The following is a 25,941-nucleotide window of genomic DNA, read 5'->3' as shown; positions in this document are numbered from 1 at the left end:
CCTGTTGACGGGGGCAAACCTGCGCCACTTCCCCGCGGGAGTCCAGCCGGCGCCGCAGCGTGCGCCCACGGCCCTTGTTGCGCCGCAATAACATGCGTATAGGCGCGCCCCACACTTTCTCCATCGGGATTCTACTCAAATGAGCCAGCGCAACGTGGCCATCATCGCGCACGTCGATCACGGCAAGACGACGCTTGTCGACCAGCTGTTCCGCCAGTCCGGCACCTTCCGCGACAACCAGCGCGTGGAAGAAAGAGCTATGGACTCCAATGACTTGGAGAAAGAACGCGGAATCACCATCCTGGCCAAGTGCACGTCGGTCGAATGGGAGCATGACGGCACGACCACCCACATCAACATCGTCGACACGCCCGGCCACGCCGATTTCGGCGCCGAGGTGGAGCGCATCCTGTCGATGGTCGATGGCGTCATCCTGCTGGTCGACGCCGCCGAGGGGCCGATGCCGCAGACCAAGTTCGTCACCGGCAAGGCGCTCGCGCTGGGCCTCAAGCCGATCGTCGTCGTCAACAAGATCGACCGCCCCGACGGCCGCCCCGCGGAAGTCCTCGACGAAGTGTTCGAACTGTTCCTCGGCCTCGACGCCAATGACGAGCAGCTCGATTTCCCGGTCCTCTACGCCAGCGGCCGCGCCGGCTATGCGGGGCGGACCGACGACGTGCGCTCGGGCGATCTCTCGCCTTTGTTCGAGACCATCGTCGACCACGTCCCCGCGCCGAACGCCGATCCGGACGGCCCGTTCAAGATGCTGGCGACCCTGCTCGACCGCGACAATTTCGTCGGCCGCGTGCTGACCGGCCGCATCGCCAGCGGCAAGCTCAAGCTCAACATGCCGATCAAGGCGATCGACGCCGACGGCAAATTGGTCGAGGAAGGCCGGGCGACCAAGATCATGGCGTTCCGGGGCCTCGAGCGCGTGCCGGTCGAGGAAGCGGTGGCGGGCGACATCGTCGCCATTGCAGGCCTCACCAAGGCGACCGTCTCCAACTCGATCGTCGAGCCGGCCGTCGCCGAGCCGCTTCCCGCCCAGAAGATCGACCCGCCGACGCTGGCGATGACCTTCACCGTCAACGATTCGCCGATGGCCGGCCGCGAGGGCAGCAAGGTCACCAGCCGCATGATCCGCGACCGGCTCGACCGCGAGGCCGAGGGCAATGTCTCGTTCAAGATCACCGAGAGCGCCGACAAGGACGCGTTCGAGGTCGCCGGGCGCGGCGAATTGCAATTGGGCGTGCTCATCGAGACGATGCGCCGCGAAGGCTTCGAGCTCACCATCAGCCGACCGCGCGTGCTGCTGCGCGAAGGCGAGGGCGGTCGCGAGGAGCCCTATGAGCAGGTCGTCATCGACGTCGACGACGAGCATAGCGGGACGGTCGTCGAGAAGATGGCCGGCCGCAAGGCGGAGCTCACCGACATGCGCCCGTCGGGCGGCGGCAAGACCCGCATCACCTTCTCCGGCCCGTCGCGCGGCCTGATCGGCTATCATGGCGAATTCCTCAGCGACACGCGCGGCACCGGCATCATGAACCGGCTGTTCGAGAAATACGGCCCCTATAAGGGCCGGATCGAGGGGCGGCAGAACGGCGTCCTCATCTCCAACGGATCGGGCGAGACGGTGACCTATGCGCTGGGGCCGCTGGAGCAGCGCGGCATCCTGATGGTCGGCCCGCAGGAGCCGGTCTATGAAGGCATGATCATCGGCGAGAATGCGAAGCCCGAGGATCTGGAAGTCAACCCGATGAAGTCCAAGCAGCTCACCAACTTCCGGGCATCGGGCGGCAAGGACGACGCGATCCGTCTGACCCCGCCCAAGCGGCTGACCCTGGAACAGGCGATCGCCTATATCCAGGACGACGAACTGGTCGAAGTGACGCCCAAGTCGATCCGCCTGAGGAAACGCCACCTCGACCCGCACGAGCGGAAGAAAGCAAGCCGCCAGAAAGAAATGGCGTAAGCCGAAGCCGCCGGAGCAGCGCGTAGAGACGGCGGAGGCCTGTCCTGAGCCTGTCGAAGGGCCGGCCAGCGGGTCGCGCCAGCGAACCCGTCTGACGTCACGGGGTGGCAGGGTACGGAATGCCCCGTATCCCGTCGTTCGCGCCGGTGGCGCGAACGACCCTGCCACACTCCCGTGACGGCTCTTGCAGCGCGCGGCTCGCCCCCCTTTCCCCGTGACATGCCCCTCACCGCGCCGTAACCAGGCGGAATGAACCGCAAACGGTGGATGCTTGGGGCCGTTGCCCTCGCGGTCGTCGCGGCCGTGGCGCTCGCGCCGAACTTCCTCCCCTTCCGCGACCCCGGCCTCCCCGCCGGCCAGGCCGACGGCGCCTACGTCAACTATTGCTGCGGCACGATCGAACTTCGCGACGGCGAAATGGTGCTGGGCGGCGGACAGACGGTCGGTTTCGAATTGAGGGTCGACGAGGCTGGTCCCTATCTGCTTCCCGACGCCTATGTGGGCACGTGGGAGGACAGGGGTTTCGAGGTCGACGGCACGAGGACCTCCGTGAAATTGCGGCTCGACAGGATTCCGGAACCAAACCGGATCGACCTCCCCGCCGCGAGAGGATGGTACCGTTTCGAGCGGAAGGTTCCGGTGAAGCTTCCCGAGCCGCGCTGAGCGACGGCGCCGCGACGCATGTCCCGAGCTTCGAAGAGCGAGCGCGATCGACGGGTTCACTTCCGTGACGGTCCTTGCGCAAGCGGAAGAGGGGCAGGCGACACGACCCGCTATCTTCATTGTGAGCGAAGCGAAGCACCACATGCGCGGCAGAGCTGGATTGCGTCATCGCTCCGTTGTTTGACCGGGAATGGTGCGCGACGCACTCGTGAGCGCACCGGTCTCGGCCCGCCATATTCCCATTTCGTGGGAAAGTAGTGGGAAAATCGCTCGATTTTACCGGCAATCGGCCGAGTACGGCCGAGCGGGCAGACGCATTTCAGGCTTTCCGCGGACCTTTTCCCATGTCTGACATTCGTGAGAACAAAGAATCGTAGCAGATGGTCGGGCTCATCGCGCTACCCTTTATCTTCGGCTGGTTCCTACTCCGACTTGGTTACTCGCGGAGCTTATGCCGAGCAGTCTTAGCCTACGCTCTCGCATTCCCCCTCCTCGGGATTGTGATCGAGGTGGCTGTAGCGTTGGGTTTGTAAGCTACATAATCGCCACTCGTCTCCCACTACAGCAAGCGGCACCTGTGGCAGCTGTTGCGCATCAGCTGGCTGGCGCCGGACATCATCGCGGCGATCGTTGGCGGCACGCAGCCGGCTACTTTAACCGGCCGTCGCCTGCTTCGCGCCACGGACATCCCGCTCGCTTGGAAAGCACAGCGCGCTTATTTCCAGTTCAACTAGAGCAAACGTGCAACCAGCAACTGCATCTGGTGCCAGCGAATCCGGGGGTCAGAGAAAATCGTGTAAACTTGGCACTCTCGGGCGTGCCAATCTGCTCTCTGGGGCTCAAGCCAGCTCGACTGCCCCAAGCCAAACGCCCGTGATTGCGGCACAAAAGGCGAGAGGCGCGGTCGGATCACTTTCCGACGGCGCGAGAGAATTATGGGTGGTGCCGCTTAGGTGACTCGAACACCTGACCCCATCATTACGAATGATGTGCTCTACCAGCTGAGCTAAAGCGGCTTATCCGGAGCGGCGCGCTCTATCAGCGGGCCTTGGCGATGACAAGCGGCTCGCGCGCCTCGCATCATTCTTAACGCTTTCGCAACCATGGCGGGTGCATCGTCCGGGCTCCTTGGAAGGGCAAGCTGCGGGGACGGCGCGAATGGATAATTTTCGGGCGTTCGACGAGGGTGCCGACGCCGACTTCGCCGGCGAGGAGGAACCGACGATGGAGGCGCCGCCCGAGATCGGGGTCGACGAGCGCCGGATGCATGTCCGCGCCTACAATTATTGGGTGTCGCTGCTCGACGGCCGCGCCTATCCCTCGATCCGCGACCTCGAACCCCAGAATATCGACGATTTCGGGCCGCATTCGGTGCTGCTCGATTTCACCGGCGGCAGCGACAATCCGGGAATCTCCTTCATCGGCCGGGCGCTGCGCGAGGAATGCGAGCTGACCGGCGACATCCGTACCATCGAGGATGTGCCGAGCCGGTCGCTTCTGTCCCGGCTGACCGACCATTATCTTCAGATCATCGCCAATTGCGCGCCGATCGGATTCGAGGCGGAATTCGTCGGCCGGGGCGGCGCGGCCACCATGTATCGCGGCATCCTGATGCCGCTGTCGTCCGACGGCGACACGATCGATTTCATCTACGGCGTCATCAACTGGAAAGAAGTGGCGGACCACGACACCGCCGCCGGGATCGCGCGCGAAGCCCATCGCGCCGCCGCATCGTCGCTCGCGGCAGAGGCGAGCCCGGTCTGGGCGGACGGACCCAATGCCGAGCCGCTGGTCGGTTTCGCCGACGTCGCGGATCAGGCCGGTTTCGACGACGACCAGCATGCCTTCGAGCTTCCCGTCGACCCCGAGGCCGGCCTCGCCGACCGCCTGTGCGTCGCTCGCGAGACCGCCGAGGCGGTCCGGAACGCCGACGTGCGCAGCCGCGCCGCGCTCTACCGCGCGCTCGGCCAGGCCTATGATTTCGCGCTGGCGGCCGAAGCGGCGCCGGACGATTATGCCGAGATTCTCGACCATGCCGGGGTCAAGGCGCAGGCCCGCGCGCCGATGACTCCGATCGTCAAGCTGGTCTTCGGCGCGGGCCACGACAAGACCCGCCTCACCGAATATGCGGCCGCGCTGGCTTATGCCCGCCGCGAGGCGGTGGAGCCGGGGGCGTTCGCATCCTGTCTCGAACGCTTCGCCGGCGGCCTCAAGGGCATCGTCCAGGCCGAGCGCAAGGCGCGGCGGCCGGAGCCCCGGCCCGACACGACCGAGACCGCGCGGGTCGCGCTTCGCCGGGCCGAGCCGCTGGCCTATCTTTCTGCGGCGGGGGGGGGCGACGAATTCGTCCTGCTCGTCGCCCGGCGCGAGGCCGACGGGCGGCTTGCCGTGGTGGCGCCGGTCGAAGCCGACCAGGGCCTGCTCGACCGCGCGATTCGCAAGAGCGCGCCCTGACCGGACGAATTGTCGGCGAGGCGCATTACGCGGCCTTGCCCCCCCTATCTTCCCGGCGCATATAGCCCCGCGACTAAGCCGACGGCGCTGTCCTGCCGTCCGCGTGGGAGCCGACAATTATGACTGCCGACAGCATGGTAGCGGGCAAGGCCGCTGACCTGCCTTATCTCGATGCCCTCGCCCGCGCGCTGGTGGACGGCGCGCTCCCCGACGAGACTGGCGGCTTCGGCGACGACGACCGGCGCGAGGCGGCCGAGTTCGTCGCCGCCTGCGCCCAGCGCCGCCCGCCGGGCATCGCACTGGTCCGGCTGGAATCGGTCGGCGGCCAGGTCGGCCAGCGGCGGATGCGGATCTGCATCGTCAACGACGACATGCCCTTCCTGGTCGATTCGGTGGCGGCGGCGATCGCCGCCAAGGGCCTCATCGTCCATCGTCTCCTCCACCCGGTGGTCTGCGTCGAGCGCGACGAGCGTGGCTGCCTGCTCACCGTCCAGCCGCTGTGCGACGAGACCGAGAAGCGCGAATCGATCATGTATCTGGAGGTCGACCGCACCGACGCGCGCGGCCGCCAGGAGCTGGTCGCCGAACTGCACCGGATCCTCGCCGACGTCCGCGCCTCGGTCAGCGACTGGCAGGCGCTCCAGGACAGGATGCACGCCGACGCCGACCGGCTCGACGACGAGGAGGGGGCGGCTTTGCTCCACTGGTTCGCCGACGGGGCGATGACTTTGCTCGGCTATCATGTCGAGCGCCCGAACGCCGAGCCCGAGCAGGCGCTGGGCGTGCTGAAGCTTCCGGGCGAGCCGGTCTGGGACGAGGGCAGCTGCGCCGATGCGATCGCCTATTTCGAGCAAGGCGGCGCCGCGCCGCTGGTGGCGAAGGCCGACCTGAGCTCGACCGTCCACCGCCGCGTCCCCTTCGACCTGGTCGTGCTGCCGGTGTGCGAGGGCGGCAAGGTGACCGGCCTTTCGGTCCATGCCGGCCTGTGGACGAGCCAGGCGATGAAGGCGCCGTCGGACGACGTGCCAGTGCTGCGCCGCCGCCTGGCCGCGCTGGAGGAGGATTTCGGATTCGACCCGAGGGGCCATGCCGGCAAGGCGCTGCGCCACGCGGTCGCCTCGCTGCCGCGGGACCTGCTGGTCAGCCTCGCCGAGGATTCGGTCAAGGAGCTGGCCGCCATCGCCATGTCGCTCGCCGACCGCCCCCGGCCGACCCTGCTCCTGCTGCGCAGCATCCTCAAGGGCCATCTGTTCGCCTTCGTCTGGCTGCCCCGCGACGAGCTTTCGACGCGCCGCCGCATCGCCATCGGCGAGATGATCGAGGCCGCGGCGACGGGCGGCATCACCACCTGGTCGATCGAGCTGGGCGATGGCGAGCTCGCCCTCGTCCGCTACACGCTCGAAGTCGATCCGGAGATGACCATCCCCGAGGTCGCCGCGCTCGACGACCGGCTCAATGCGATGGTGCGCGGTTGGGAGCCGAGCGTGGAGGAAGCGCTCGGCGCGCTTGTCGGCCGCGCCCGCGCGACCCGCCTCGCGCTCGGCTTCGTCGACGATTTCCCCGAGGCCTATCGCACCCGCACCTCTCCGCAGGAAGCGGCGATGGACGTGCTGCGCATCTGCGAGCTGGAGGGCGCGAACGCGCGCGACGCCCGCCTCTACCGCAAGGACGAGGACGGGCCGAGCCGGCTGCGCCTCAAGACCTATCGCCTGGCGGGCGTGATCCCGCTGTCCGAGGCGGTGCCGGTGTTCGAGAATTTCGGTTTCCGCGTGCTCGAGGAGCAGCCGACCCCGCTCGACGGCGGCCAGCTCGGCTACATCCACGATTTCCTCCTCGAAATGCCCGCCGAGGGCGATGCGCAGGAAGTGCTCAAGCGGGCCAGGCTGGTCGAGCGCGCCATCGCGGCGGTGCTGGAGAACAAGGCCGAGAACGACGCCTTCAACCAGTTGCTGGTCGGCGCTGGGCTCAAGCCGCGCGATGTCGTCCTGTTCCGCGCCTGGTTCCGTTACCTGCGCCAGACCGGCCTATCCTACAGCATGGTGACGGTGGTCGAGGCGCTGCGGCGCGCGCCGGCCGTGGCCCGCGGCCTCCTTGCCCTGTTCGACGCGCGGCACGACCCGGCCCATGAAGGCGGCCGCGACGAGGCGGCCCAGCTGGCCCAGGAAGCGGTCACCAGGGGCCTGGCCCAGGTCGCGGCGATCGACGAGGACCGCATCCTGCGCCTGATCCGGGGCGTGGTGGAAGCGACCTTGCGCACCAACGCTTATGCCGAATCGGGCCGCGAAGCGCTCGCCTTCAAGCTCGACAGCAGCCAGGTTCCCGGCCTTCCCGCGCCGGTGCCGTGGCGCGAGATCTGGGTCTACAGCCCCCGTATCGAGGGCATCCATTTGCGGGGCGGCCCGGTCGCCCGCGGCGGCCTTCGCTGGTCCGACCGGCGCGACGATTTCCGCACCGAGATTCTGGGCCTCCTGAAGGCGCAGGTGGTGAAGAACGCGGTCATCGTGCCGACCGGTGCCAAGGGCGGCTTCTACGCCAAGCAATTGCCGAGCCCCGGCGAACGCGAGGCATGGCTGGCCGAAGGCACCGAGAGCTACCGCATCTTCATCCGGGCTCTGCTGTCGATCACCGACAATCTGGTCGAGGGCGAGATCGTCCATCCGGACGAGGTCACGATCCGCGACGGGGACGATCCCTATTTCGTGGTCGCGGCGGACAAGGGAACGGCGAGCTTCTCGGACGTCGCCAACGAGATCGCCTTGTCGCGCGGCTTCTGGCTGGGCGACGCCTTCGCCAGCGGCGGCAGCCAGGGCTACGACCACAAGGAAATGGGCATCACCGCCCGGGGCGGCTGGGTCTCGGTCCAGCGCCATTTCCTTGAAATGGGGATCGACGTGCAGACGCAGCCGATCGAGGTGGTCGGCTGCGGCGACATGTCGGGCGACGTGTTCGGCAACGGCATGCTGCTCAGCAAGGCGCTGAAGTTGGTCGCCGCCTTCGATCACCGCCATATCTTCATCGATCCGACGCCCGATCCGGCGAAGAGCTGGGAGGAGCGCAACCGGCTGTTCCACCTGCCCCGTTCCAGCTGGGACGATTACGACAAGGCGCTCATCTCGTCGGGCGGCGGCGTCTTCCCGCGCACCCAGAAGTCCATCCCGCTGACGCCCGAGATCCGCGCCGCGCTCGGCCTCGACGTCGAGACGATCGACCCGGCGGGCCTCATCAGCGCGATCCTGAAGGCGCCGGTGGACCTGATCTGGTTCGGTGGCATCGGCACCTACATCAAGGCACGGAGCGAGAATAACGCCGAGGTCGGCGATCCCGGCAACGACGCGCTGCGGGTCAACGGCGCCGACATCCGCGCCCGGGCGATCGGCGAGGGCGCGAACCTCGGCGTGACCCAGGCCGGACGCATCGAATTCGCGCTGAAGGGCGGCCGGATCAACGCCGACTTCATCGACAATTCGGCCGGCGTCGACTCCTCCGACAAGGAGGTCAACATCAAGATCCCGCTCAACCGGGAGATGCAGGAAGGGCGGCTGACCTTCGAGGCGCGCAACGCTTTGCTCGCCGAGATGGAGGAGGATGTCGTCGCGATCGTGCTGGAGGACAACCGCCTCCAGACCCTGGCCATTTCCATCGCCGAGCGCGGCGGCGCCGCCGCGATCCCGCCGCTCGTCCGGGCGATCGAGATATTGGAAGAGAGCGGGTGCCTGAACCGCGCCGTCGAGGGCCTCGCGAGCAACGAGGATCTGCTGCGGCGCGCGCAGGAGCAGCGCGGCCTCACCCGGCCGGAGCTGGCGGTCCTGCTGTCGACCTCGAAGATGGCGCTGCAATCGGCGATCGAAGGCGGCAAGCTCACCGAGGATGCGACGCTGACGCACGAATTGTGCGAGGCCTTCCCCCGCCGGATGCAGGAGCTGCACGGCGACGCCATCGTCCAGCATCGCCTGCGCAAGGACATCATCGCCACCAAGATCGCCAATCGCTTCGTCAACCGGCTGGGCATCACCGCGCCCTTCTCGTTGACCGAAGAGGAAGGCGCATCGCTGGGCCAGGCTGCGGCCGGCTTCGTCGCCACCGAGCGGCTGTTCGGGATGGACGATCTGTGGCGGGAACTGGACACCGCGGACATGCCCGAGCATGTCCGGCTCGAATTGTTCGACCAGGCTTCGAAGGCTCTCCAGCTCCACATCGCCGATCTGCTGCGCGTCACGCCGCCGACGATGATGCTCGCGGAGATGGTGGAATCGCTCGCGCCGGGGCTCGCCAAGCTCAGCGTCAATGTCGGCGACCTGCTGCGCAGCGAGGCGCGCAAGCAGTCCACGGCTCAGCGCGAACGGCTGATCGATCTCGGGGCGCCCGAGGCGATCACCCAGCGCATCGTCCGGCTGTTCGAGCTGAACGGCGGCATCGGCATCTCCGCTTTGGCCCGCCGGCTGGGCATAGACGAGATCGCGCTCACCAACGCTTATACCAAGCTCGGCGAGGCGCTGGGGCTCGACTGGGCGCAGAGCGCCGCCAACCGCTTCGAGGCGCATGACCAGTGGGAGCGGCTCCTCACCGCGGGCCTGGCGCGCGACTTCGAGCAATTGCGGCTGGAATTCCTCGAACGGCGCCGGAACGGCGACCCGAGGGAGGCGGTTGACAAATGGGTCGATGCTCAGGGCGCGCGGATCGCCCAGTTCCGGCGGGTCGTCGACCGGGCGCGGGCGGCGCCGGTCACCACCGCCGCGATGCTCGCCCAGATCGCCACCCAGGCGAGAGTGCTGCTCGGGCGCTAGGCCGCCGGGAGAGGAGGCTCAGCCCCTCTCCCGGACGAACAGCCACACCCGGATCGCGCTCGCCAAGTTCGGCGGGTCCGCCGCCTCGATGCGGGCGGCGTCGATGCGGGCGACCAATGCGTTGAGCGGCAGCTCCTCCGCCTCGGCGGCATCGCGCAGCGCCTGCCAGAAAATCGGCTCCAGGCTGATCGAGGTCGCGTGGCCGGCGATCATCATCGAGCGTTTGACCGGGCCGGCGAAAGCGTCCTCGGCCATCAATACATGTGCTGGCCGCCGTTGATCGACAGGGTCGATCCGGTGATGAAGCCGGCATCCTCGGCGCAGAGGAACGTGACGCCGCGGGCGATCTCCTCGGCCTTGCCGAGCCGGTTGACCGGAATCCGCGCGACGATCTTCTCGAGCACTTCGGGGGGCACGGCGGCGACCATCTCGGTGTCGATGTAGCCGGGGGCGATGGCGTTGACGGTAATGCCGGCGCGCGCGCCCTCCTGGGACAGCGCCTTGGTGAAACCGTGAATGCCGGATTTGGCGGCGGCGTAATTGACCTGGCCATATTGCCCGGCCTGGCCGTTAATCGAGCCGATATTGACGATCCGGCCGAACTTGCGCTCGCTCATGCCGACGAACACCGCCTTGGCCATGTTGAAGCAGCCGCCGAGATTGACGTCGATCACTTCGTCCCACATCGACCGCGACATGCGCTTCATCGTGCCGTCGCGGGTGATGCCGGCATTGTTAACCAGCACGTCCACCGGCCCGAGCTCCGCCTCGACCTGCTGGACGCCTGCCATGCAGGCGTCGAAATCCGACACGTCCCATTTGTAGGACTGGATGCCGGTGCGCTCGGTGAAGGCGCGGGCTTTCTCTTCGTTGCCCGCGTAATTGGCGGCGACGGTCAATCCCGCCTCGTGCAGCGCGAGGCTGATCGCCTCGCCGATTCCGCGCGTTCCCCCGGTGACGATAGCGACTCGTGCCATAAATCCTCTCCTGCTTCTTTTCTTGTTCGTCGGGCTTATGAAGCCTTCAGCCAACCCGCAAGTTCCCGCGCGATCAGGGCGCGCAGCATCGCCATCCCGGGCGGGTCGTCATTGAGGCAAGGCAGCGACGCGAAATGGGTACCGCCCGCCGCGATGAAGGTCTCGCGGCCGCGGATGGCGAGCTCCTCCAGCGTCTCCAGGCAGTCGGCGGAAAAGCCGGGCGCGACGATGGCGACGCGGGTGACGCCGCTCCCGGGCAGCTCCGCCAATGTCGCGTCGGTGGCGGGGCCGAGCCATTTCGCACGGCCGAAACGCGACTGGAAGGCGACGACCAGCTCGCGGCCGAGCGCGTCGCCAAGGAGCCGCGCCGTCTTCTGGCAGTGGCAGTGATAGGGGTCGCCGAGCTGGAGCGTCCGCTCCGGCATTCCGTGGAAGCTGGCGACGATCGCCTGCGGCTCGAAATCGAGCGCGGCGAGGCTCGCCTCGACGCTTTCCTTCAGCGCGCCGATATACAAGGGATCGTCATGATAAGGGGGCAGCGTCCGCACCGCCGGTTGCCAGCGCAGCCGCGCGAGATGGGCGAAGGCCGCGTCGTTGGCGGTCGCCGTCGTCGCCGCGCAATATTGGGGGTAGAGCGGCGCCAGCAGGATGCGTTCGCAGCCTTGCGCCTTCAGCGCGTCGATCCTCTCGGCGATGGCGGGGCGGCCGTAGCGCATGGCGTGGTCGACCACCACCGTGTCGCCGAACGCGCCCTGAAGCGCCTTCGCCTGCCGGGCGGTGATGGCGGCGAGCGGCGATCCTTCCTCGCTCCAGACCTGCCTGTAGGCATGGGCCGATTTCTTCGGGCGGGTCCGCAGGATGATTCCGCGCAGGATCGGCTGCCAGACGAAGCGCGGTATCTCGATGACGCGGGGGTCGGAGAGGAATTGCTTCAAATAGGTTCTGACGGCTCCCGGCTCGGGCGCGTCGGGCGTTCCCAGGTTTACCAGCAGCACGCCGATCCGGGGCGCGGGGACGTTCGGGTGGTCGCGGGGCGGATTCACTGGCCGCTCCCCGGCACCAGCGGCAGCGAACGCAGGCGCTGCCCGGTGGCGGCGAACAAGGCGTTGGCGATGGCGGGGGCGATGGTCGGCACGCCAAGCTCGGTGACCCCTCCCGGTGGTTCCTGGCTGGCGATGATCTCCACCGTCACTTCGGGCGCGTAAGCGAGCGTCGGCAGGCCGAGGTCGCCGAAGCCGCGCGCGTCGACGAGGCCGCCTTCGATGCCGATCGGCCGCCCGGTGGCGGCGGCGATGCCATGACAGATTCCGCCCTCGATCAGCTGGCGGACGATGTCCGGGTTGATCGCCCGGCCGCAATCGACCGCCGAGACAGCGCGGGTCACCCGGATCCTCTGGTCCTTGTCCACCTCGACCTCGACCAGGGTCGCGACATGCGATCCAAACGCGCTGTGCGCCGCGATGCCCATATTGCTCCCCGCTCCGCCGCCGTCCCAGCCGCCGAGCGCCGCCGCCGTCGAGAGGCAGCGGGCCAGACGGGGGTTGGAGCCGAGCATCTGCATCCGGAACGACAAGGGCTCCACCCTGGCCTGGCGGGCCAGCTCGTCGACGAAGCTCTCGGTGAAGAAGGCGGTATAGCCATGGGCGCCCGACCGCGACAGGCCGGTGCGAAGCCCGGTATCGGCCGGCAGATGGTCGATGGCGACCGACGGTATGTCGTAAGGCGGGACGGCCCCGTCGACCATCGCCGGGTCGGCGCCGTCGCCCGAAGCCTCGGCGCCGTCCAGCCGTCCGATCACCTGGTCGGTGGTCGCCGGCGCGGCGATCCGCGCCTGCCAGCCGGTAAGGCGGCCGCCTTCCATCATGCTCGCGCTCATCACCGCGGCGGCGGGCGGGCGGAAGCTGTCCTGCATCGTCTCCTCGATGCGCGACCAGACGAGCTGCACCGGGCGCTTGACCTGGGCGGTCATCGTCACCGCCTGCTCGATGGCGATCGTCTCGATCTTGCGGCCGTAGCCGCCGCCGACCAGCATCGGATAGACGGTCACCCGCGCCTCGGGAAAGCCGGCGGCCCGCGCCGCCGCCGCGCGGGCGAGCGAAGGCGCCTGGGTCGGCGCCCACACTTCCAGCCGGTCTCCGGTGATGCGGGCGGTGGCGGTCAGCGTCTCCAGCGGGGCGTTGGGCGCGACGCCGGCCGAGTAACGCGCGCGGAAGATCGGTGCTCCGGCATAAGCCGCGGCGACATCGCCCCTCTCGAAGGCGCGTTCGCCTTCATCCGCCTCCAGCGCCTGGGCCAGCGCGGCCTCGATCCCGGCGCTGCTCGCCGCTTTGGGCGGATTAATGAAGGCGGGCTTCATCGCCTCGACGGCGCGGTTGGCGGCCCACCAATTGCTCGCCGCCGCGCCCACCCAGCGCGGCGTCTCGAACAAGGCGACGACACCAGGGACCGCTTCGGCGGCGTCGCGATCGATGCTCGCCAGCGGGCCGCCGCCGATTGGGCCTTGCCGCACCGACGCATAGACCATGTCGGGGAGCCGCACGTCGCCGGCGAAGCGCGCGGAGCCGTCGACCTTGGACGGCAGGTCGATGCGCGGCAGCGACTGGCCGGTCAGGCGATTCTCCAGGCCGCCGCGAACCGGCAGATGCTCGGGCAGCTCCTGCGCCGCCGCCGCCTCGGCCAGCTCGGCGAAGCTCAGCCGCTCGCCGCCATTGACGACGAAGCCGGCCCTGGTGTCGAGCAGCTCCCACTCGACATCCCATCTTTCGGCGGCCGCCTTGCTGAGCAAGGCGCGGGCGGCGGCGCCGGCTTCGCGCAGCCGCGGCTCAAACGCGCGGATCGAGGTCGAGCCGCCGGTGATCATCAGCGCCGCGCGCGTCGCCTGCTCCCGCGCCGCCCAGCGCACGACTCCGCGCAGAGCCGAAGGAACGCCGTCCCCGGCCGCCTCCTCGGCAAGGAAGCTGTTGGCGTAGAGCGGGCTGATCGGCGCCGGTTCGACCGCGACCGTCCGCCAGTCGGCGCCCAGTTCGTCCGCCACTATCTGGGGGAGGCTGGTATAGACGCCCTGGCCCATTTCCGCCTGCGGCACGGCGACGATCACCCGGCCGTCGCCACCGATCTTGAGGAAGGCGTTGAACAAAGTCTCGCCGTCGGCCGCGCGGAGGTTCGGCTCGTAGCGGCGCGGCCACAGCCTCCAGGCGACGACCAGCCCGATCCCCGCGCCGCCGCCGATCAGCAGATTGCGCCGGCTGACGCCCGTTCCTGTCCCGCTCAAAGCCATCGGAGGTCTGATAATGGCGTCCCGCCGAAGCGGCTAGTGCCGATGCGACGCCGAAGCGCTACGCCTCCGCCTCCGCGCGGTAACGTTCGCGCAGGGTGACCTTGTCGATCTTGCCGGTGCCGAGCTTGGGCAGGGGCTCGTCGTGGATCCAGATATAAGCGGGGAGCTTGAACCGGGCGAGGCGGCTTTCGAGGAAGGCGAGCAGGGTCTCCCTGTCGAGGCCTCTGTCGCTCTCACTATAGACCACCGCCGCCGGCACCTCGCCCAGCCGGTCGCAGGGCAGGCCGAACACGCAGGCCTCGGAAATGGCGGGGTGGCCGTAAAGCGCCGCTTCCACCTCCTGGCAGCTGATATTCTCGCCGCCGCGGATGATGATGTCCTTCTTCCTGTCGACGATGAACAGATAATCGTCCTCGTCGAGATAGCCGATGTCGCCGGTGCGGAAATAGCCGTCGGCGGTGAACGCCGCCCGGGTCGCCGCCGGGTCGCCCCAATAGGTGCGGATGTTCGCCGCCGAGCGGATGGCGATCTCGCCCGGTTCGCCCGGCGGCAGGTGGCGGTCGCCTTCGCCGAGGATCGCCAGCTCGACGATCGGCTGTTGCGGGCGGCCGGTGGAGTCGGGCTTGTCGGCGTAATTGGACCAGAAATTGCCGCAGCCCACCGCGTTCGTCTCGGTCAGGCCATAGCCGAGCGCGGGCTGGGCGCCGCGGAAGCTCTCCTGGAGTCGCTTCACATGGGACACCGGCCGCGCCGCGCCGCCGGCGGCGATGTCGGTCAGCGAGGAGAGGTCGTATCTGTCCCGATCCGGATGCTGCATCAGCTCCAGGCTCATCGTCGGCACGCCGACGAAATAAGTGACCGTTTCCTGCTCGATCAGCCTGAGCGCCTCGCCCGCGTCCCATTTCGCCATCAGCACCATGCCCCGGCCGATGACGAAGCTGTTGAGCAGCACCGGCACTTCGCCGGTCACGTGGAAAAGCGGAACGATGACGAGGGTGCGCGGCGGATTGGCGGGAGGCCTGCCTTCGCTTTGGAGGATGCCGAGCAAGGTGACGAGGCCGATCGAATAGGCATAAGTGGCGGTGGTCACCGCCCGGTGCGTCGAGACCGCGCCCTTGGCCGCGCCGGTCGAGCCGGAGGTGAAGAGGATGGTGGCGTCGTCCTCGGGCTTCACCTCGGGGAGCGCGCCATCGCCATTGCCCTGAGCGAGGATCGGGAGGAGGGCCTCGCTCAGGCGCTCCCCGACCGGCAGGACGATGGTCTGGAGATCGAGGCCGGTCGCCGCGATCCGCTCCGCGCGCGGGGCGTCGGCGATGACCAGCTTCGGCTCGGTCAGCTCCAGCCCGTGCTTCAGCTCGTCGGGCTGCCACCAGCCGTTGACCAGGACCGCGACCCCGCCCGCCTTCAGCACGGCCATATAGGCGGCGATCCAGCTCGGCGCGTTGCGCATGGCGATCGCGACCCGGTCGCCCTTGCCGATGCCGAAGCCGCTCGCCAGCGCATAAGCGAGGCGGGTCGCCTCCGCGTTCAACTGGGCGAAGGTCAGCCGCTCGCCGTCCGCGACCAGTGCGACCGTGTCGGCATGGAGCGCGCAGAAGGCGTCGAACAGCCCCGGCAAGGTCGGCGGCAGATTGGTGACGATGGCGCGGCCTTGATCGTCCTCGCCGACGCGGATCCGGCCTTCGGGGCCGGTGACGACCTGCAATACGGCGTCGAACTTTCGGTCGAGGTCGCTCGGCACAGACGGTCTCTCCTGCTCTTTCGGTTTCCTGTCGCGGCCACTATGAGGGCGGAAATCCAAAGGGGAAAGCCTTGATCCTTCCACAAATCGCGGCCGTCGCCGCGGACGCTACGGCCGCCTTGCGCTGGGACAGCCTGGGTCTCGATCCGATCGCGCTCGACCTCGGTTTCTTCCAGCTGCGCTGGTATTCGCTCGCCTATCTCGCCGGCATCGCCTTGGGCTGGTGGTATCTTCTGAAGCTGATCGAGCGGCCCGGCGCGCCGATGGCCCGCCGCCACGCCGACGACATGGTCTTCTACGCGACCCTCGGCATCCTGCTCGGCGGCCGCCTCGGCTATGTCCTCTTCTACCGGCCTGAATATTATCTCCAGAATCCGGCCGAGATATTGCAGCTGTGGGACGGCGGCATGTCGTTCCACGGCGGCGTCATCGGGGTCAGCCTCGGCATCCTCTACATGGCGCGCAAGCACGGCCTGCAATGGCTGCGCATCCACGATTATGTCGCCTGCTGCGTCCCCTTCGGCCTGTTCTTCGGCCGCCTCGCCAATTTCGTGAACGGGGAATTGTGGGGCCGCGCGACCGACGTTCCCTGGGCGATGGTCTTTCCGACCGGCGGCGAGGTGGCGCGGCACCCGAGCCAGCTCTACGAGGCCGGGCTTGAAGGGCTCCTGCTCGGCCTCGTCCTCTGGTTCCTCTTCTGGAAGACGCAGGCCCGCTACGAGCCGGGCAAGCTCGTCGGCACCTTCATCCTCGGCTACGGCATCAGCCGCTTTCTCGTCGAATTGGTCCGCCAGCCCGATGCCGGCCTGGAGAATCTTCCCTGGGGCCTCACCATGGGCCAGACCCTGACCGTCCCGATGATCGTCGGCGGAATCTACCTCATCGCCACCGCCAGGGCGCGGCGGCAGCGCGTGGAATCGATCGCGGGAAGCGAAAGTGTCGCATGAGATCAAGAGTCCGCTCATCCTGAGCCTGTCGAGGACTGTCCTTCGTGAGGCGGCAAGAGCAGGGCTTCGACAAGCTCAGCCTGAACGGCTGAGGGAAAATGGAAGGCCGTGAGCGACCCCGATCTGTCTAACCGCCTCGCGCGCCTCATCGCCGCCACCGGCCCGATCCCGGTCGCTCAATATATGGCCGAGGCGAACGCGCATTATTACGCCACGCGCGACCCGCTCGGCGCGGCCGGCGATTTCACCACCGCGCCGGAGATCAGCCAGATGTTCGGCGAGCTGGTCGGCCTCTGGCTCGCGGACGTATGGATGCGCGCCGGACGGCCGGCGACGGCGCATTATGTCGAGCTCGGGCCGGGCCGGGGCACGCTCGCCGCCGATGCGCTGCGGGCGATGCGCGCGGCCGGGCTGGAGCCGCCCGCCGACCTGGTCGAGACCAGCCCCGTGCTCAAGGCCGCCCAGGCGGACCGCGTTCCCGCCTGCCGGTGGCACGACGATCTGGAAACCCTGCCGGACGATGTCCCTCTGCTCGTCGTCGCCAACGAATTTCTCGACTCGCTCCCCGTCCGCCAGTTGCTGGCGACGGACCAGGGCTGGTGCGAACGGATGGTGGTGAACCGGGACGATGGCGGGTTTCTGCCCGCGGCGGTCCGCGCGATTCCGGGCGAGAGCGTTCCCGGGCGTCTTCGCGATGCTCCCGACGGCAGCATCCTCGAAACCTCGCCCGCCTCGGTCGCGATCGTGCGGGATCTCGCGCGCCGCATCGCCGCGCAAGGCGGGGCCGCCCTGATCGTCGATTACGGCCACGAACGCACGGCCCTCGGCGACACGCTCCAGGCGGTGAAGAGACACGGCTTCGCCGATCCGTGGGCCGATCCGGGCGAGCGCGACCTCACCGCCCATGTCGATTTCGAGCCGTTGGTCGAGGCGGCCAGAGCCGAGGGCGTTCGCGTCTGCGGCCCGCGCGCGCAGGGCGAATGGCTGAAGACGATGGGCATCGACCTGCGCGCCGCGTCCCTCGCCAAGGCCGCGCCGGAGCGGGGCGACGAGATCGCCGCCGCCCGCCACCGGCTGACCGCGCCCGCCGAAATGGGCGCCTTGTTCAAAATGATGGCCCTGGTGTCGCGCGACTGGCCGGAACCGGAGGGATTTTGATGACCGACATCGACTATCGCGACGCCAAGCCGGCGGACGCCGCGCGGCTGGCGGAACTCGCGCGGCGGAGCTTCACCGAGACGTTCGGCCATCTCTATCGCCCCGAAGACCTCGCCGCCTTCCTCGCCGGCCATAATCCGGAGCAATGGCGGGAGGAGCTTGCCGATCCCGCTTTTGCGGTCCGGATCGCGCAGGCGTCCGGCGAGGCGGTCGGCTATGCGAAACTGGGCCCGCCCTCGCTTCCCTTCGAGCCGCGCGGCCCCTCGATCGAGCTCAGGCAATTCTACGTGCTGGCGCCGTGGCAGGGCGCCGGTCTCGCCCGCGAACTGATGGCCTGGGTGATCCTGGAGGCAAGGGCGCGGGGTGCGGAGGATCTCTATCTCTCGGTCTTCGTCGACAACCACCGCGCCCGCCGCTTCTACGCCCGCTACGGCTTCGAATATGTCGGCGACTATGATTTCATGGTTGGAAACCACGCCGATGTGGACCATGTGATGCGCCTGTTTTTGAGGGACGCCCATGTCGGTTGAGGTGATCCGCTCGCAGCTGCTGAGCGGCGTGGCCCACGGCTTCCTCGGACGGCGCGGCGGGGTCTCGACGGGAATATGCGCTGGCCTCAATGTCGGCCTCGGCTCGGGCGACGACCGGCAGGCGATCCACGCCAACCGCCGCCTCGCCGTCGAGGCGGTCGCGCCCGGCGCGAAGCTGGTGACCGTGCATCAGGTCCATTCCGCGACCGCGATCACCGTGACGGAGCCCTTTCCCGATGATGCCCGCCCCCACGCCGACGCGATGGTGACCGACCGCCCCGGCCTCGCCCTCGGCATCCTCACCGCAGACTGCACCCCCGTCCTTTTCGCCGACGTGGAAGCAGGCGTGATCGGCGCCGCCCATTCCGGCTGGAAAGGCGCCATCGGCGGCGTCGCCGAGGCCACGGTCGCGGCGATGGAGAAGCTCGGCGCCGACCGCGCCCGCATCGCCGCCGCAATCGGCCCGACCATCGCCCGCAAATCCTATGAGGTGGACGAGGGCTTCTTGCGCCGCTTCGTCGAGGCCGAGCCGGCAAATGAGCGTTTCTTCGCCGGTGGCCGCGCCGGCCACCACCAGTTCGACCTCGAAGCCTATGTCGTCTCGCGCCTCGCCATGGCCGGCCTGGCCCGGATCGAAGCCCTCGGCCTCGACACCTATTCCGCCCCCGACCGTTTCTACAGCTACCGCCGCGCCACCCACAGGAGCGAGCCCGATTACGGCCGTCAAATCTCGCTGATCGCGCTGCCGGCCTAACGTCACCCCGGCGAAGGCCGGGGTCCCAGCGAGCAAAGAGATCGGCGCCTTTCACCCCATGGAATCCCGGCCTTCGCCGGGATGACGTGGCTGGCACACAGGCATGTGTTCTGGCACACCCGTCGAAAAATGGGGGGATGGATGGCCGCGCGTTGGGGTTTGTGGGGCGGGCTCGTCCTGTTCGCGATCATGCTGCTGATGCCGGCGCCGGAAGGGATGCCGGTATCCGCCTGGCATGCGTCCGCGCTGGTGCTGCTGATGGGAACGTGGTGGATGACCCAGGCGCTGCCGCTCACTGCAACGGCCCTCCTTCCTTTCCTCGCTTTCCCGATGTTCGGGATCATGAGCGCCAACGAGGCGGCGGCGGCTTATTATTCGCCGATCCTGTTCCTGGTCCTTGGCGGCGCCATCATCGCGCTGGCGATCGAGCGGACCGGCCTCCACCGCCGCCTCGCTTTGGCCATCGTCTCGCGCGGCGGGACCACGCCGGCGGCGATGCTGCTCGCCTTCATGACCGCGACGGCGATCTTGAGCTTCATCGTCTCCAACACCGCGACCACCCTCATCATGATCCCGATCGCGGTCGCCGTCCTCCATGCGGCCAGAATCGAGACCGGCGAGACGGAAGGCTTTCCCGGCGCGCTGGTCATGGGCATCGCCTTCGCCGCCTCGATCGGCGGACTCGGCACTCTGGTGGGCTCCCCCACCAACGCCATCGCCGCCGGCATCATCGAGCGCTCGACCGGCCTCCGCATCGATTTCCTGACTTGGGCGATGTACGGCCTGCCCCTCGTCCTGGTGTCGATCCCGCTTTGCTGGCTGATCCTGCTCAAGGTCCAGCACGTCCGCCCTGACGATTTCGACGCCGAGGCGGCCCGCGCCGGCATCGGCGAGGCGCGCCCCTGGAGCCTCGCCGAAAAGCGCCTCGTCCCACTGGTGCTCGCGGTGGTGGTCGCCTGGGTGCTGGTGCCGCTCATCTCGCCGCTGCTGCCCGACGACGCCCTCACCGACGGAACCGTCGCGATATTCGGCGCCCTCCTCCTCTTCGTCATTCCGGACGGCACGGGCCGCGCCATCCTCAACTGGGACGAGGCTAATCGCGCGCCATGGGGCGTGATCCTGCTGTTCGGCGGCGGCCTCGCGCTGGCGGCGGGGATTACCGAATCGGGCCTGGCGACATGGCTCGGCACGGCGCTCCAGCCGCTCGCCACCGTCCCGCCGATCGTCGTCGCTTTGGTGCTGGTCGCGCTCGTCATCCTGGTCACCGAATTCGCGACCAACGTCGCCGTCGCCAGCGGCATCATCCCGGTCGTCGGCAGCCTCGTCCTCGCCACCGGAGTTGATCCGATCCTGCTCGCTCTGCCGGCGGCGATGGCGGCCAGCTGGGGCTTCATGCTCCCCTCCGGCACCGGCCCCAACGCCATCGCCTGGGCGACTGGCCACATCGCGCTGCCGCGGATGCTGAAGGCGGGGCTGCTGCTTGATATAGCGGGAGTGGGGCTAATGGTGGGAACGGTCTGGATGATTGCATCGATATTGGGCTAGGGACCGGCCATATGCCAACACCGCTCATCCTGAGGAGCCGGTGAGCCTGCCGAACCGGCGTCTCGAAGGACGGTCCTTCGAGACGGGCCTTCGCCAGGCTCAGTCCCTCCTCAGGATGAGCGGGTAAGAGAAGGCCCGCATGATGAAAGACGAATCCGACCTCACCGGGACCACCCCGCGCCGCCGCCCCAAGCCGGACGTGCTCGAGATAGGCGGGCGCAGGCTCAAGCCCTCCACCTTGATGATGGGCCACGGCTTCGACCCGGCTTTGTCGGAGGGCTCGTTGAAGCCACCCATCTTCCTCACCTCCACCTTCGTCTTCGAGAATGCCGCGGCTGGCAAGCGCCATTTCGAGGGCGTCACCGGCAAGCGTCCCGGCGGCGCCGAGGGGCTCGTCTACTCCCGCTTCAACGGCCCCAACCAGGAGATCGCCGAGGACCGCCTCAGCCTGTGGGAGGATGCCGAGGAAGCGCTCACTTTCTCCAGCGGCATGTCCGCCATCGCCACCTTGCTGCTGACCTTCGTCCAGCCCGGCGACGTTATCGTCCATTCCGGCCCGCTCTACGCCGCGACCGAGACCCTGATCGGCCGCATCCTCGGCCGCTTCGGCATTCAGTGGCTCGATTTCCCCGCCGGCGCGACGCGCGAGGAGATCGAGGCGGTGATCGAGCGCGCCAAGGCCCTCGGCCGCGTCTCGCTCATCTACCTTGAAAGCCCGGCCAACCCGACCAACCAATTGGTCGACGTCCAGGCCGTCGCGGCGGCGCGCGAAGCCCTGTTCACCGGCGACGACCATCGTCCGCCGATCGCCATCGACAACACCTTCCTTGGGCCGCTCTGGTCCAAGCCGATCGAGCATGGCGCCGATCTTTCCGTCTATTCGCTGACCAAATATGCCGGCGGGCACAGCGATCTGGTGGCGGGCGGCATCGTCGGCGCCAAGGCCTTGCTCGATCCCATTCGGGCGATGCGCAACACGATCGGCACGATCACCGATCCCAACACCGCCTGGATGCTGCTGCGGAGCCTGGAGACGCTCGAACTGCGCATGACCCGCGCCGGCGAGAATGCGGCCAAGGTCTGCGCGTTCCTCCGCGACCATGCCAAGGTCGAGAGCGTCGGCTATCTGGGCTTCTTGAAGGATGACCGCCAGGCGGACATCTACCAACGCCATTGCACCGGCGCCGGCTCGACCTTCTCGCTATACCTGAAGGGCGGCGAGCGCGAGGCTTTCGCTTTCCTCGACGCACTGAAGATCGCCAAGCTCGCCGTGTCGCTGGGCGGCACCGAGACCTTGGCCAGCGCGCCGGCGGCGATGACCCACCTCTCGGTCCCCGACGAGCGCAAGCAGGCGCTCGGCATCACCGACAATCTCGTCCGCATCTCGATCGGCGTCGAGGATGCCGAAGATCTTGTCGCCGATTTCGACCAGGCCCTGGCGGCGATTTAGGGCGGGACGCGGTTGGATTGAATCGTCACCCTGAACTCGTTTCAGGGTCCACCTACCCGCCCGTCGCGCGGCTCGGATATGGATGCTGAAACAAGTTCAGCATGACGAGAGGTGCATCCAAACTCATCATGCCCCAGGCCCCGGTCCGCGCGTTTCGGCGGATCGGGCTCCCCTCTGTCAGAGCGCGATCGCGACCGTCTTCAATTCGGTATAGGCCTCGATGCCGTAGCGTCCCGATTCGCGGCCGAAGCCCGATTGCTTGAAGCCGCCGAACGGCAGCGACGTGTCCGCCGCCGAATTGATATTGCCCCAGACCATGCCGGCGCGCAGCTTCGCCGCCATGCGGTGCATCGCCGAGACGTCGCGCGTCCAGACGGTGGCGGCGAGGCCGTAGGGCGTGTCGTTGGCGGCCTTGGCCACTTCGTCGAGGTCGTCGTAGCGCTGGGCGGCGAGCACCGGCCCGAAAATTTCCTCGCGCACCACGCTCATCTCGGGCTTCACGTCGACGAGGATGGTCGGGTTGACGAAATAGCCGTCTCCGCCCGGCGCGTCGCCGCCGCGCAGCACCGACGCGCCCGCCTTCCGCCCCTGGTCGATATAGTTCATCACCCGCTCGCGCTGCTCGGTCGAGACGAGCGGCCCCATCGAGGTCGCGGGATCGAGGCTCGGCCCGACCCGCAGCTTGCCGGCATTGTCGGACACCGCCTCGAGCAATTTGTCGAAAATGTCGCGATGGGCGTAGAGCCGCGAGCCGGCGATGCAGACCTGCCCGGCATTGGCGAAGATCGAGCGCGCCGCGCCCGCGCCGGCCTTGCCGATATCGACGTCGGGGAGCACGATGACCGGCGATTTGCCGCCCAGCTCCAGGGTCACGCGCTTCAGCGTGTCGGTGGCGGCGCGGTTGATGATCTTGCCGACCTCGGTCGATCCGGTGAAGGCGACCTTGTCGACCAGCGGGCTCCTGACCATCCGGTCGCCGCAGGTCTCGCCCAAACCGGTGACGAGGTTGAACACGCCCGCCGGAAAGCCCGCCTCCGCGACCAGGTCGGCGAGGCGGAGCGCGGTCAGGCTGGTCTGCTCTGCCGGCTTAAGAATCACCGTACACCCCGCCGCCAGCGCCGGCGCGATCTTCTGCACCGCCATCATCAGCGGGAAGTTCCACGGCACGATCTGCACCGCTACGCCGACCGGCTCGCGCCGCACATAAGCGTGGAAGGTGCCGGCCGGGGCGCCCGACGGCTCGATATGCTCGCCCGAAATCTTGGTCGCCCAGCCCGCCATGTAGCGCAAAGTCTGGACGCATTTGGGGAGGTCGTAGCCCGCCGAGGCCGCCCGCGGCTTGCCGTTGTCGATCGACTCGAGCTCGGCCAGTTCGTCGATATTCGCTTCGATCAGGTCGGCGAGGCGGGCGATGACCCGCTCGCGGGCATAGGAAGCGAGGCCCGACCAGCGGCCGTCGTCGAACGCGGCCCGCGCCGCCGCGACCGCCCGGTCGGCGTCGGCGTCCGACGCATCGACGATCGCCGCGATCTCGCGCCCGGTCGACGGGTCGTGGACGGCCAAAGTCTTGCCGTGGCTCGATGCGACCCATTCGCCGTCGATGAACAGAGCCGGCGCGCGCTTCAGCAGCGCCTGGACGCGCTCGGAATAAGCGGGCTGGGCGGAAATGGGGGTCATGTCGTTCATCGCGAGTCCTTTCGTTGTGCGCGCCCTGTAGCGCCTCGCGCCGCCGGCTTGAACCCCGGCCGCGCCGCCGCGCCCGCGCCCGGCGATTTTGCGCTTTCCTACAGGCAAACCTCTGTGGTTCAATATGCGAATCATGGAGAACCCAATTCCCGTCATTTGCGATCGCTGCCGCGCCGAGGGCGTGGCCGGCGAGGATCCCTTTTCCGGCATCGCCGACATTTTGGGCTTCGAGCCGGTCCCGCGACGGCCGCATGCCGACGGCTGGACGCCCGAATATCAGCGCGCCTTCATCGCGGCGCTGGCGGTCACCGGCTCGGCCCGTCGTGCCGGGCGCGCGATCGGCAAGCATGCGTTCGGCGCGGAGCAATTGCGCACCGCCCGCGGCGGCCGCAGCTTCGCCGCCGCCTGGGACGCCGCGTTGGAAATCCATCGCGACCGCGAAATGGCGCGCCTTCGGGACAATCTCGCCGGCCTCGCCAGCGATCAGGAGCTGCGCGAATTGCCCCACCCTTCGGGCCGCGCCGGCGGCGACGGGGAGGAGGAGGATGCCGAATATCTGGAATGGATCGAATGCCAGGGGCGCATCCGGGATCGTCTGCTGCGCGCCCGCCGCCTGTTCCTCGCCGCCATCTGCGAGGATTTGGAACGGCGCGCCGCCTGGGAAATCCTGGTCGGCCCGGTCGACTGGGAAAAGGCGAGGCGGACGGAGCCGCAGGACGACGAGCCTTTCGGCCTGCCCAGCGCGCGCGCGCCCGACATGCTGCTGACCGCCGAGGCGGGGCTGCTCCCGGAGGCGACCGGCGGTCCCAGCCTCGTCCAGCAACTGCTGGACGCGCTGGAGGAAATGCGCGGCACCGCGAGCAAGGCGGACGACGCATAGCGACCCACCGGCCAGCCTGCGCGAGCTACCCGAGCGACAGGCCTGCCGCCTGAAGTCCTTTCCTCCCGAGCGAAGTCGAGGGGCGTTGCCCGGCCAGCTCGCCCGAATCACCCTGTCGACGCAACACGCCCCCTCAGGCGAACAGCCACCTTTCCGCGCTCGCCACGTCCTCGAAACATTGCGCGTCCCGGCCCGACAGCGCGCGCATCAGCTGGCTTTTGGCCAGCGTCGGCCCGGCGACGAAGGCGAGCCGCCGCGATCGATATTCCGGCGCCGCCAGCATCTCGCGAAACGCGGTGACCACCTCCTGATGCTGAATCTTCATGCCGCGAAGGTCGTTCAGGGTCAGGTGCCGGTTGGGCGCGCACCCCAGCGCCGCATGCGCCTCCCGTCGGTCGCGGAGAAAGCCGTCGATGTCGGCCAGCGTGAACAGCCCGCTCATGGTGATGCGAACCAGCGCGCGAGAGCGGTCGATCTCAAATGTGTAGTGAGCGTCCATGGCATGAGCCTAAAGCCGAAGCGCCTACCGATTTCCTAACTTCTCCCCTCCCGCTAGCGGGAGGGGCCGGGGGAGGGCATGTTCCCCCTCACACCCCCTCCTCCATATCGACCTTCTCATGGTCGCCAAGGTCGGGCTTGCTGTCGGTGGCGATGGCGGCGGCCATCTTGATATAGGAGCGCACCGTGCCCCCGCTGTCCCAATATTGCGCGTCATGGGGCGTGACCTTCAGCACGCGGATCGAGGGATCGTCGGCATCGTCCCACCAGGCCTTGGCCGGGGTCGAGAAAAGCTCGCTTATCTTCTCCCGATCGTTCGACACCGCCGCCCGTCCGGTCAGCGAGACGTAGGTCTGCCCCTTGGTATCGGCGAAGGCGAGATTGACCTGAGGCCGCGCCTCGATGTCCTCATCCTTGGCGCTGTCGGCGTCGGTCAGGAAGTAGATCGCGTTCTCGTCGCGACACACATGCGCCGCCATCGGCCGCGAGCGTATCAGCAGGTCGTTCGTCCCGATGGACGTCGAGGGGCGTCCCTCGGACACATCGAGGCTGGAGAGCATGCAAAAGCCGATCTCCTCCATCAACTCCCAAACCCGCGTTTCGCCTTGGCTGTCGGTCATCGGTC

At 68.1% G+C, this 25,941-nt stretch carries 20 protein-coding genes and 1 tRNA gene; 12 read left to right on the top strand and 9 right to left on the bottom strand.

What is annotated here, in order from left to right; genetic code table 11:
• Positions 1-139: 139 nt before the first annotated feature.
• From typA to ACFQRC_RS05490, 3 genes are all read left to right on the top strand, one after another.
• Entirely contained in the window at positions 140-1,972 is a 1,833-nt protein-coding gene (gene typA / locus ACFQRC_RS05500) for a translational GTPase TypA (protein ID WP_379958667.1), read from the top strand.
• A gap of 249 nt (positions 1,973-2,221) precedes the next feature.
• Entirely contained in the window at positions 2,222-2,635 is a 414-nt protein-coding gene (locus tag ACFQRC_RS05495) for a hypothetical protein (protein WP_379958665.1), read from the top strand.
• A 587-nt stretch (positions 2,636-3,222) separates the two neighbouring features.
• Positions 3,223-3,369: a hypothetical protein gene (locus tag ACFQRC_RS05490; RefSeq protein ID WP_379958662.1), complete on the top strand. Its 147-nt coding sequence runs from the start codon at positions 3,223-3,225 to the stop codon at positions 3,367-3,369.
• A 206-nt stretch (positions 3,370-3,575) separates the two neighbouring features.
• On the opposite strand, the gene ACFQRC_RS05485 is transcribed toward ACFQRC_RS05490, so the two are convergent.
• Positions 3,576-3,651: transfer RNA gene (locus tag ACFQRC_RS05485), tRNA-Thr, on the bottom strand.
• A gap of 142 nt (positions 3,652-3,793) precedes the next feature.
• Between ACFQRC_RS05485 and ACFQRC_RS05480 the strand changes: the two genes are divergently transcribed.
• Positions 3,794-5,089, top strand: a complete 1,296-nt coding sequence (locus ACFQRC_RS05480) for a hypothetical protein (protein ID WP_379958659.1) — start codon at positions 3,794-3,796, stop codon at positions 5,087-5,089.
• A gap of 119 nt (positions 5,090-5,208) precedes the next feature.
• Positions 5,209-9,873 carry an NAD-glutamate dehydrogenase gene (locus tag ACFQRC_RS05475; RefSeq protein ID WP_379958657.1) on the top strand — a complete coding sequence of 1,555 codons (4,665 nt, stop codon included), beginning with the start codon at positions 5,209-5,211 and terminating at the stop codon, positions 9,871-9,873.
• A gap of 18 nt (positions 9,874-9,891) precedes the next feature.
• Here the strand turns inward: ACFQRC_RS05475 and ACFQRC_RS05470 are convergent, their stop codons facing one another.
• From ACFQRC_RS05470 to ACFQRC_RS05450, 5 genes are read right to left on the bottom strand one after another with little or no spacing between them, the layout of a single operon-like run.
• Positions 9,892-10,128 carry a ribbon-helix-helix domain-containing protein gene (locus ACFQRC_RS05470; protein WP_379958654.1) on the bottom strand — a complete coding sequence of 79 codons (237 nt, stop codon included), beginning with the start codon at positions 10,126-10,128 and terminating at the stop codon, positions 9,892-9,894.
• Positions 10,128-10,850: an acetoacetyl-CoA reductase gene (gene phbB / locus ACFQRC_RS05465; protein WP_379958651.1), complete on the bottom strand. Its 723-nt coding sequence runs from the start codon at positions 10,848-10,850 to the stop codon at positions 10,128-10,130. Before phbB ends, ACFQRC_RS05470 begins: the two co-directional genes overlap by 1 nt.
• Before the next feature lie 35 nt (positions 10,851-10,885).
• The gene (gene hemH, locus ACFQRC_RS05460) at positions 10,886-11,893 is read right to left on the bottom strand and encodes a ferrochelatase (protein ID WP_379958649.1); all 1,008 of its coding nucleotides are present in this window, start codon (positions 11,891-11,893) and stop codon (positions 10,886-10,888) included.
• Positions 11,890-14,127, bottom strand: a complete 2,238-nt coding sequence (locus ACFQRC_RS05455; RefSeq protein WP_379958646.1) for a molybdopterin cofactor-binding domain-containing protein — start codon at positions 14,125-14,127, stop codon at positions 11,890-11,892. The genes hemH and ACFQRC_RS05455 overlap by 4 nt, the downstream gene beginning before the upstream one ends.
• Positions 14,128-14,185: 58 nt before the next feature.
• Entirely contained in the window at positions 14,186-15,868 is a 1,683-nt protein-coding gene (locus ACFQRC_RS05450) for a class I adenylate-forming enzyme family protein (protein WP_379958644.1), read from the bottom strand.
• A 119-nt stretch (positions 15,869-15,987) separates the two neighbouring features.
• On the opposite strand from ACFQRC_RS05450, the gene lgt reads away from it, so the two are divergent.
• The 6 genes from lgt to ACFQRC_RS05420 all read left to right on the top strand — a co-directional run bounded on the left by lgt (position 15,988) and on the right by ACFQRC_RS05420 (position 22,252).
• Positions 15,988-16,815 carry a prolipoprotein diacylglyceryl transferase gene (gene lgt / locus ACFQRC_RS05445; protein ID WP_379960399.1) on the top strand — a complete coding sequence of 276 codons (828 nt, stop codon included), beginning with the start codon at positions 15,988-15,990 and terminating at the stop codon, positions 16,813-16,815.
• A 108-nt stretch (positions 16,816-16,923) separates the two neighbouring features.
• Positions 16,924-17,973, top strand: a complete 1,050-nt coding sequence (locus tag ACFQRC_RS05440) for a class I SAM-dependent methyltransferase (RefSeq protein WP_379958641.1) — start codon at positions 16,924-16,926, stop codon at positions 17,971-17,973.
• Positions 17,973-18,503, top strand: coding sequence for a GNAT family N-acetyltransferase (locus ACFQRC_RS05435; protein ID WP_379958638.1), 531 nt, complete (start codon positions 17,973-17,975; stop codon positions 18,501-18,503). The genes ACFQRC_RS05440 and ACFQRC_RS05435 overlap by 1 nt, the downstream gene beginning before the upstream one ends.
• The gene (pgeF, locus tag ACFQRC_RS05430) at positions 18,493-19,257 is read left to right on the top strand and encodes a peptidoglycan editing factor PgeF (RefSeq protein ID WP_379958636.1); all 765 of its coding nucleotides are present in this window, start codon (positions 18,493-18,495) and stop codon (positions 19,255-19,257) included. The genes ACFQRC_RS05435 and pgeF overlap by 11 nt, the downstream gene beginning before the upstream one ends.
• A 141-nt stretch (positions 19,258-19,398) precedes the next feature.
• Entirely contained in the window at positions 19,399-20,802 is a 1,404-nt protein-coding gene (locus ACFQRC_RS05425) for an SLC13 family permease (RefSeq protein WP_379958633.1), read from the top strand.
• 142 nt (positions 20,803-20,944) lie between these two features.
• On the top strand, positions 20,945-22,252 hold the full coding sequence (locus ACFQRC_RS05420; RefSeq protein WP_379960397.1) for a cystathionine gamma-synthase family protein: 1,308 nt from the start codon (positions 20,945-20,947) through the stop codon (positions 22,250-22,252).
• A gap of 177 nt (positions 22,253-22,429) precedes the next feature.
• Here ACFQRC_RS05420 and ACFQRC_RS05415 read toward each other — a convergent pair whose 3' ends face one another.
• Complete coding sequence (locus ACFQRC_RS05415; protein WP_379958631.1) at positions 22,430-23,938, bottom strand: aldehyde dehydrogenase family protein; 1,509 nt, start codon at positions 23,936-23,938, stop codon at positions 22,430-22,432.
• A gap of 133 nt (positions 23,939-24,071) precedes the next feature.
• Between ACFQRC_RS05415 and ACFQRC_RS05410 the strand changes: the two genes are divergently transcribed.
• A complete protein-coding gene (locus ACFQRC_RS05410) occupies positions 24,072-24,818 on the top strand; it encodes a hypothetical protein (RefSeq protein WP_379958629.1) in 747 nt (248 codons plus the stop codon).
• Between the two features lie 133 nt (positions 24,819-24,951).
• Here the strand turns inward: ACFQRC_RS05410 and ACFQRC_RS05405 are convergent, their stop codons facing one another.
• Both ACFQRC_RS05405 and ACFQRC_RS05400 read right to left on the bottom strand, forming a co-directional pair.
• Positions 24,952-25,317, bottom strand: coding sequence for a hypothetical protein (locus ACFQRC_RS05405; RefSeq protein ID WP_379958627.1), 366 nt, complete (start codon positions 25,315-25,317; stop codon positions 24,952-24,954).
• An 88-nt stretch (positions 25,318-25,405) separates the two neighbouring features.
• The gene (locus ACFQRC_RS05400; protein ID WP_379958624.1) at positions 25,406-25,936 is read right to left on the bottom strand and encodes a pyridoxamine 5'-phosphate oxidase family protein; all 531 of its coding nucleotides are present in this window, start codon (positions 25,934-25,936) and stop codon (positions 25,406-25,408) included.
• Between the last annotated feature and the right edge of the window lie 5 nt (positions 25,937-25,941).

The organism is Enterovirga sp. GCM10030262 (genome assembly GCF_042666435.1).
Taxonomy (GTDB): Bacteria; Pseudomonadota; Alphaproteobacteria; order Sphingomonadales; family Sphingomonadaceae; genus Allosphingosinicella.
The sequence above is the reverse complement of the archived record's forward strand: the minus strand, read 5'-3'. Positions and strand labels throughout refer to the sequence as shown.

Excerpts from the sequence above, each read along its gene's own strand:
- typA (WP_379958667.1), top strand. The coding sequence starts at position 140 with ATGAGCCAGCGCAACGTGGCCATCATCGCGCACGTCGATCACGGCAAG.
- ACFQRC_RS05495 (WP_379958665.1), top strand. The coding sequence starts at position 2,222 with ATGAACCGCAAACGGTGGATGCTTGGGGCCGTTGCCCTCGCGGTCGTC.
- ACFQRC_RS05480 (WP_379958659.1), top strand. The coding sequence starts at position 3,794 with ATGGATAATTTTCGGGCGTTCGACGAGGGTGCCGACGCCGACTTCGCC.
- ACFQRC_RS05475 (WP_379958657.1), top strand. The coding sequence starts at position 5,209 with ATGACTGCCGACAGCATGGTAGCGGGCAAGGCCGCTGACCTGCCTTAT.
- ACFQRC_RS05470 (WP_379958654.1), bottom strand. The coding sequence starts at position 10,128 with ATGGCCGAGGACGCTTTCGCCGGCCCGGTCAAACGCTCGATGATGATC.
- phbB (WP_379958651.1), bottom strand. The coding sequence starts at position 10,850 with ATGGCACGAGTCGCTATCGTCACCGGGGGAACGCGCGGAATCGGCGAG.
- ACFQRC_RS05455 (WP_379958646.1), bottom strand. The coding sequence starts at position 14,127 with ATGGCTTTGAGCGGGACAGGAACGGGCGTCAGCCGGCGCAATCTGCTG.
- ACFQRC_RS05435 (WP_379958638.1), top strand. The coding sequence starts at position 17,973 with ATGACCGACATCGACTATCGCGACGCCAAGCCGGCGGACGCCGCGCGG.
- pgeF (WP_379958636.1), top strand. The coding sequence starts at position 18,493 with ATGTCGGTTGAGGTGATCCGCTCGCAGCTGCTGAGCGGCGTGGCCCAC.
- ACFQRC_RS05425 (WP_379958633.1), top strand. The coding sequence starts at position 19,399 with ATGGCCGCGCGTTGGGGTTTGTGGGGCGGGCTCGTCCTGTTCGCGATC.
- ACFQRC_RS05420 (WP_379960397.1), top strand. The coding sequence starts at position 20,945 with ATGAAAGACGAATCCGACCTCACCGGGACCACCCCGCGCCGCCGCCCC.
- ACFQRC_RS05415 (WP_379958631.1), bottom strand. The coding sequence starts at position 23,938 with ATGAACGACATGACCCCCATTTCCGCCCAGCCCGCTTATTCCGAGCGC.
- ACFQRC_RS05410 (WP_379958629.1), top strand. The coding sequence starts at position 24,072 with ATGGAGAACCCAATTCCCGTCATTTGCGATCGCTGCCGCGCCGAGGGC.
- ACFQRC_RS05405 (WP_379958627.1), bottom strand. The coding sequence starts at position 25,317 with ATGGACGCTCACTACACATTTGAGATCGACCGCTCTCGCGCGCTGGTT.
- ACFQRC_RS05400 (WP_379958624.1), bottom strand. The coding sequence starts at position 25,936 with ATGACCGACAGCCAAGGCGAAACGCGGGTTTGGGAGTTGATGGAGGAG.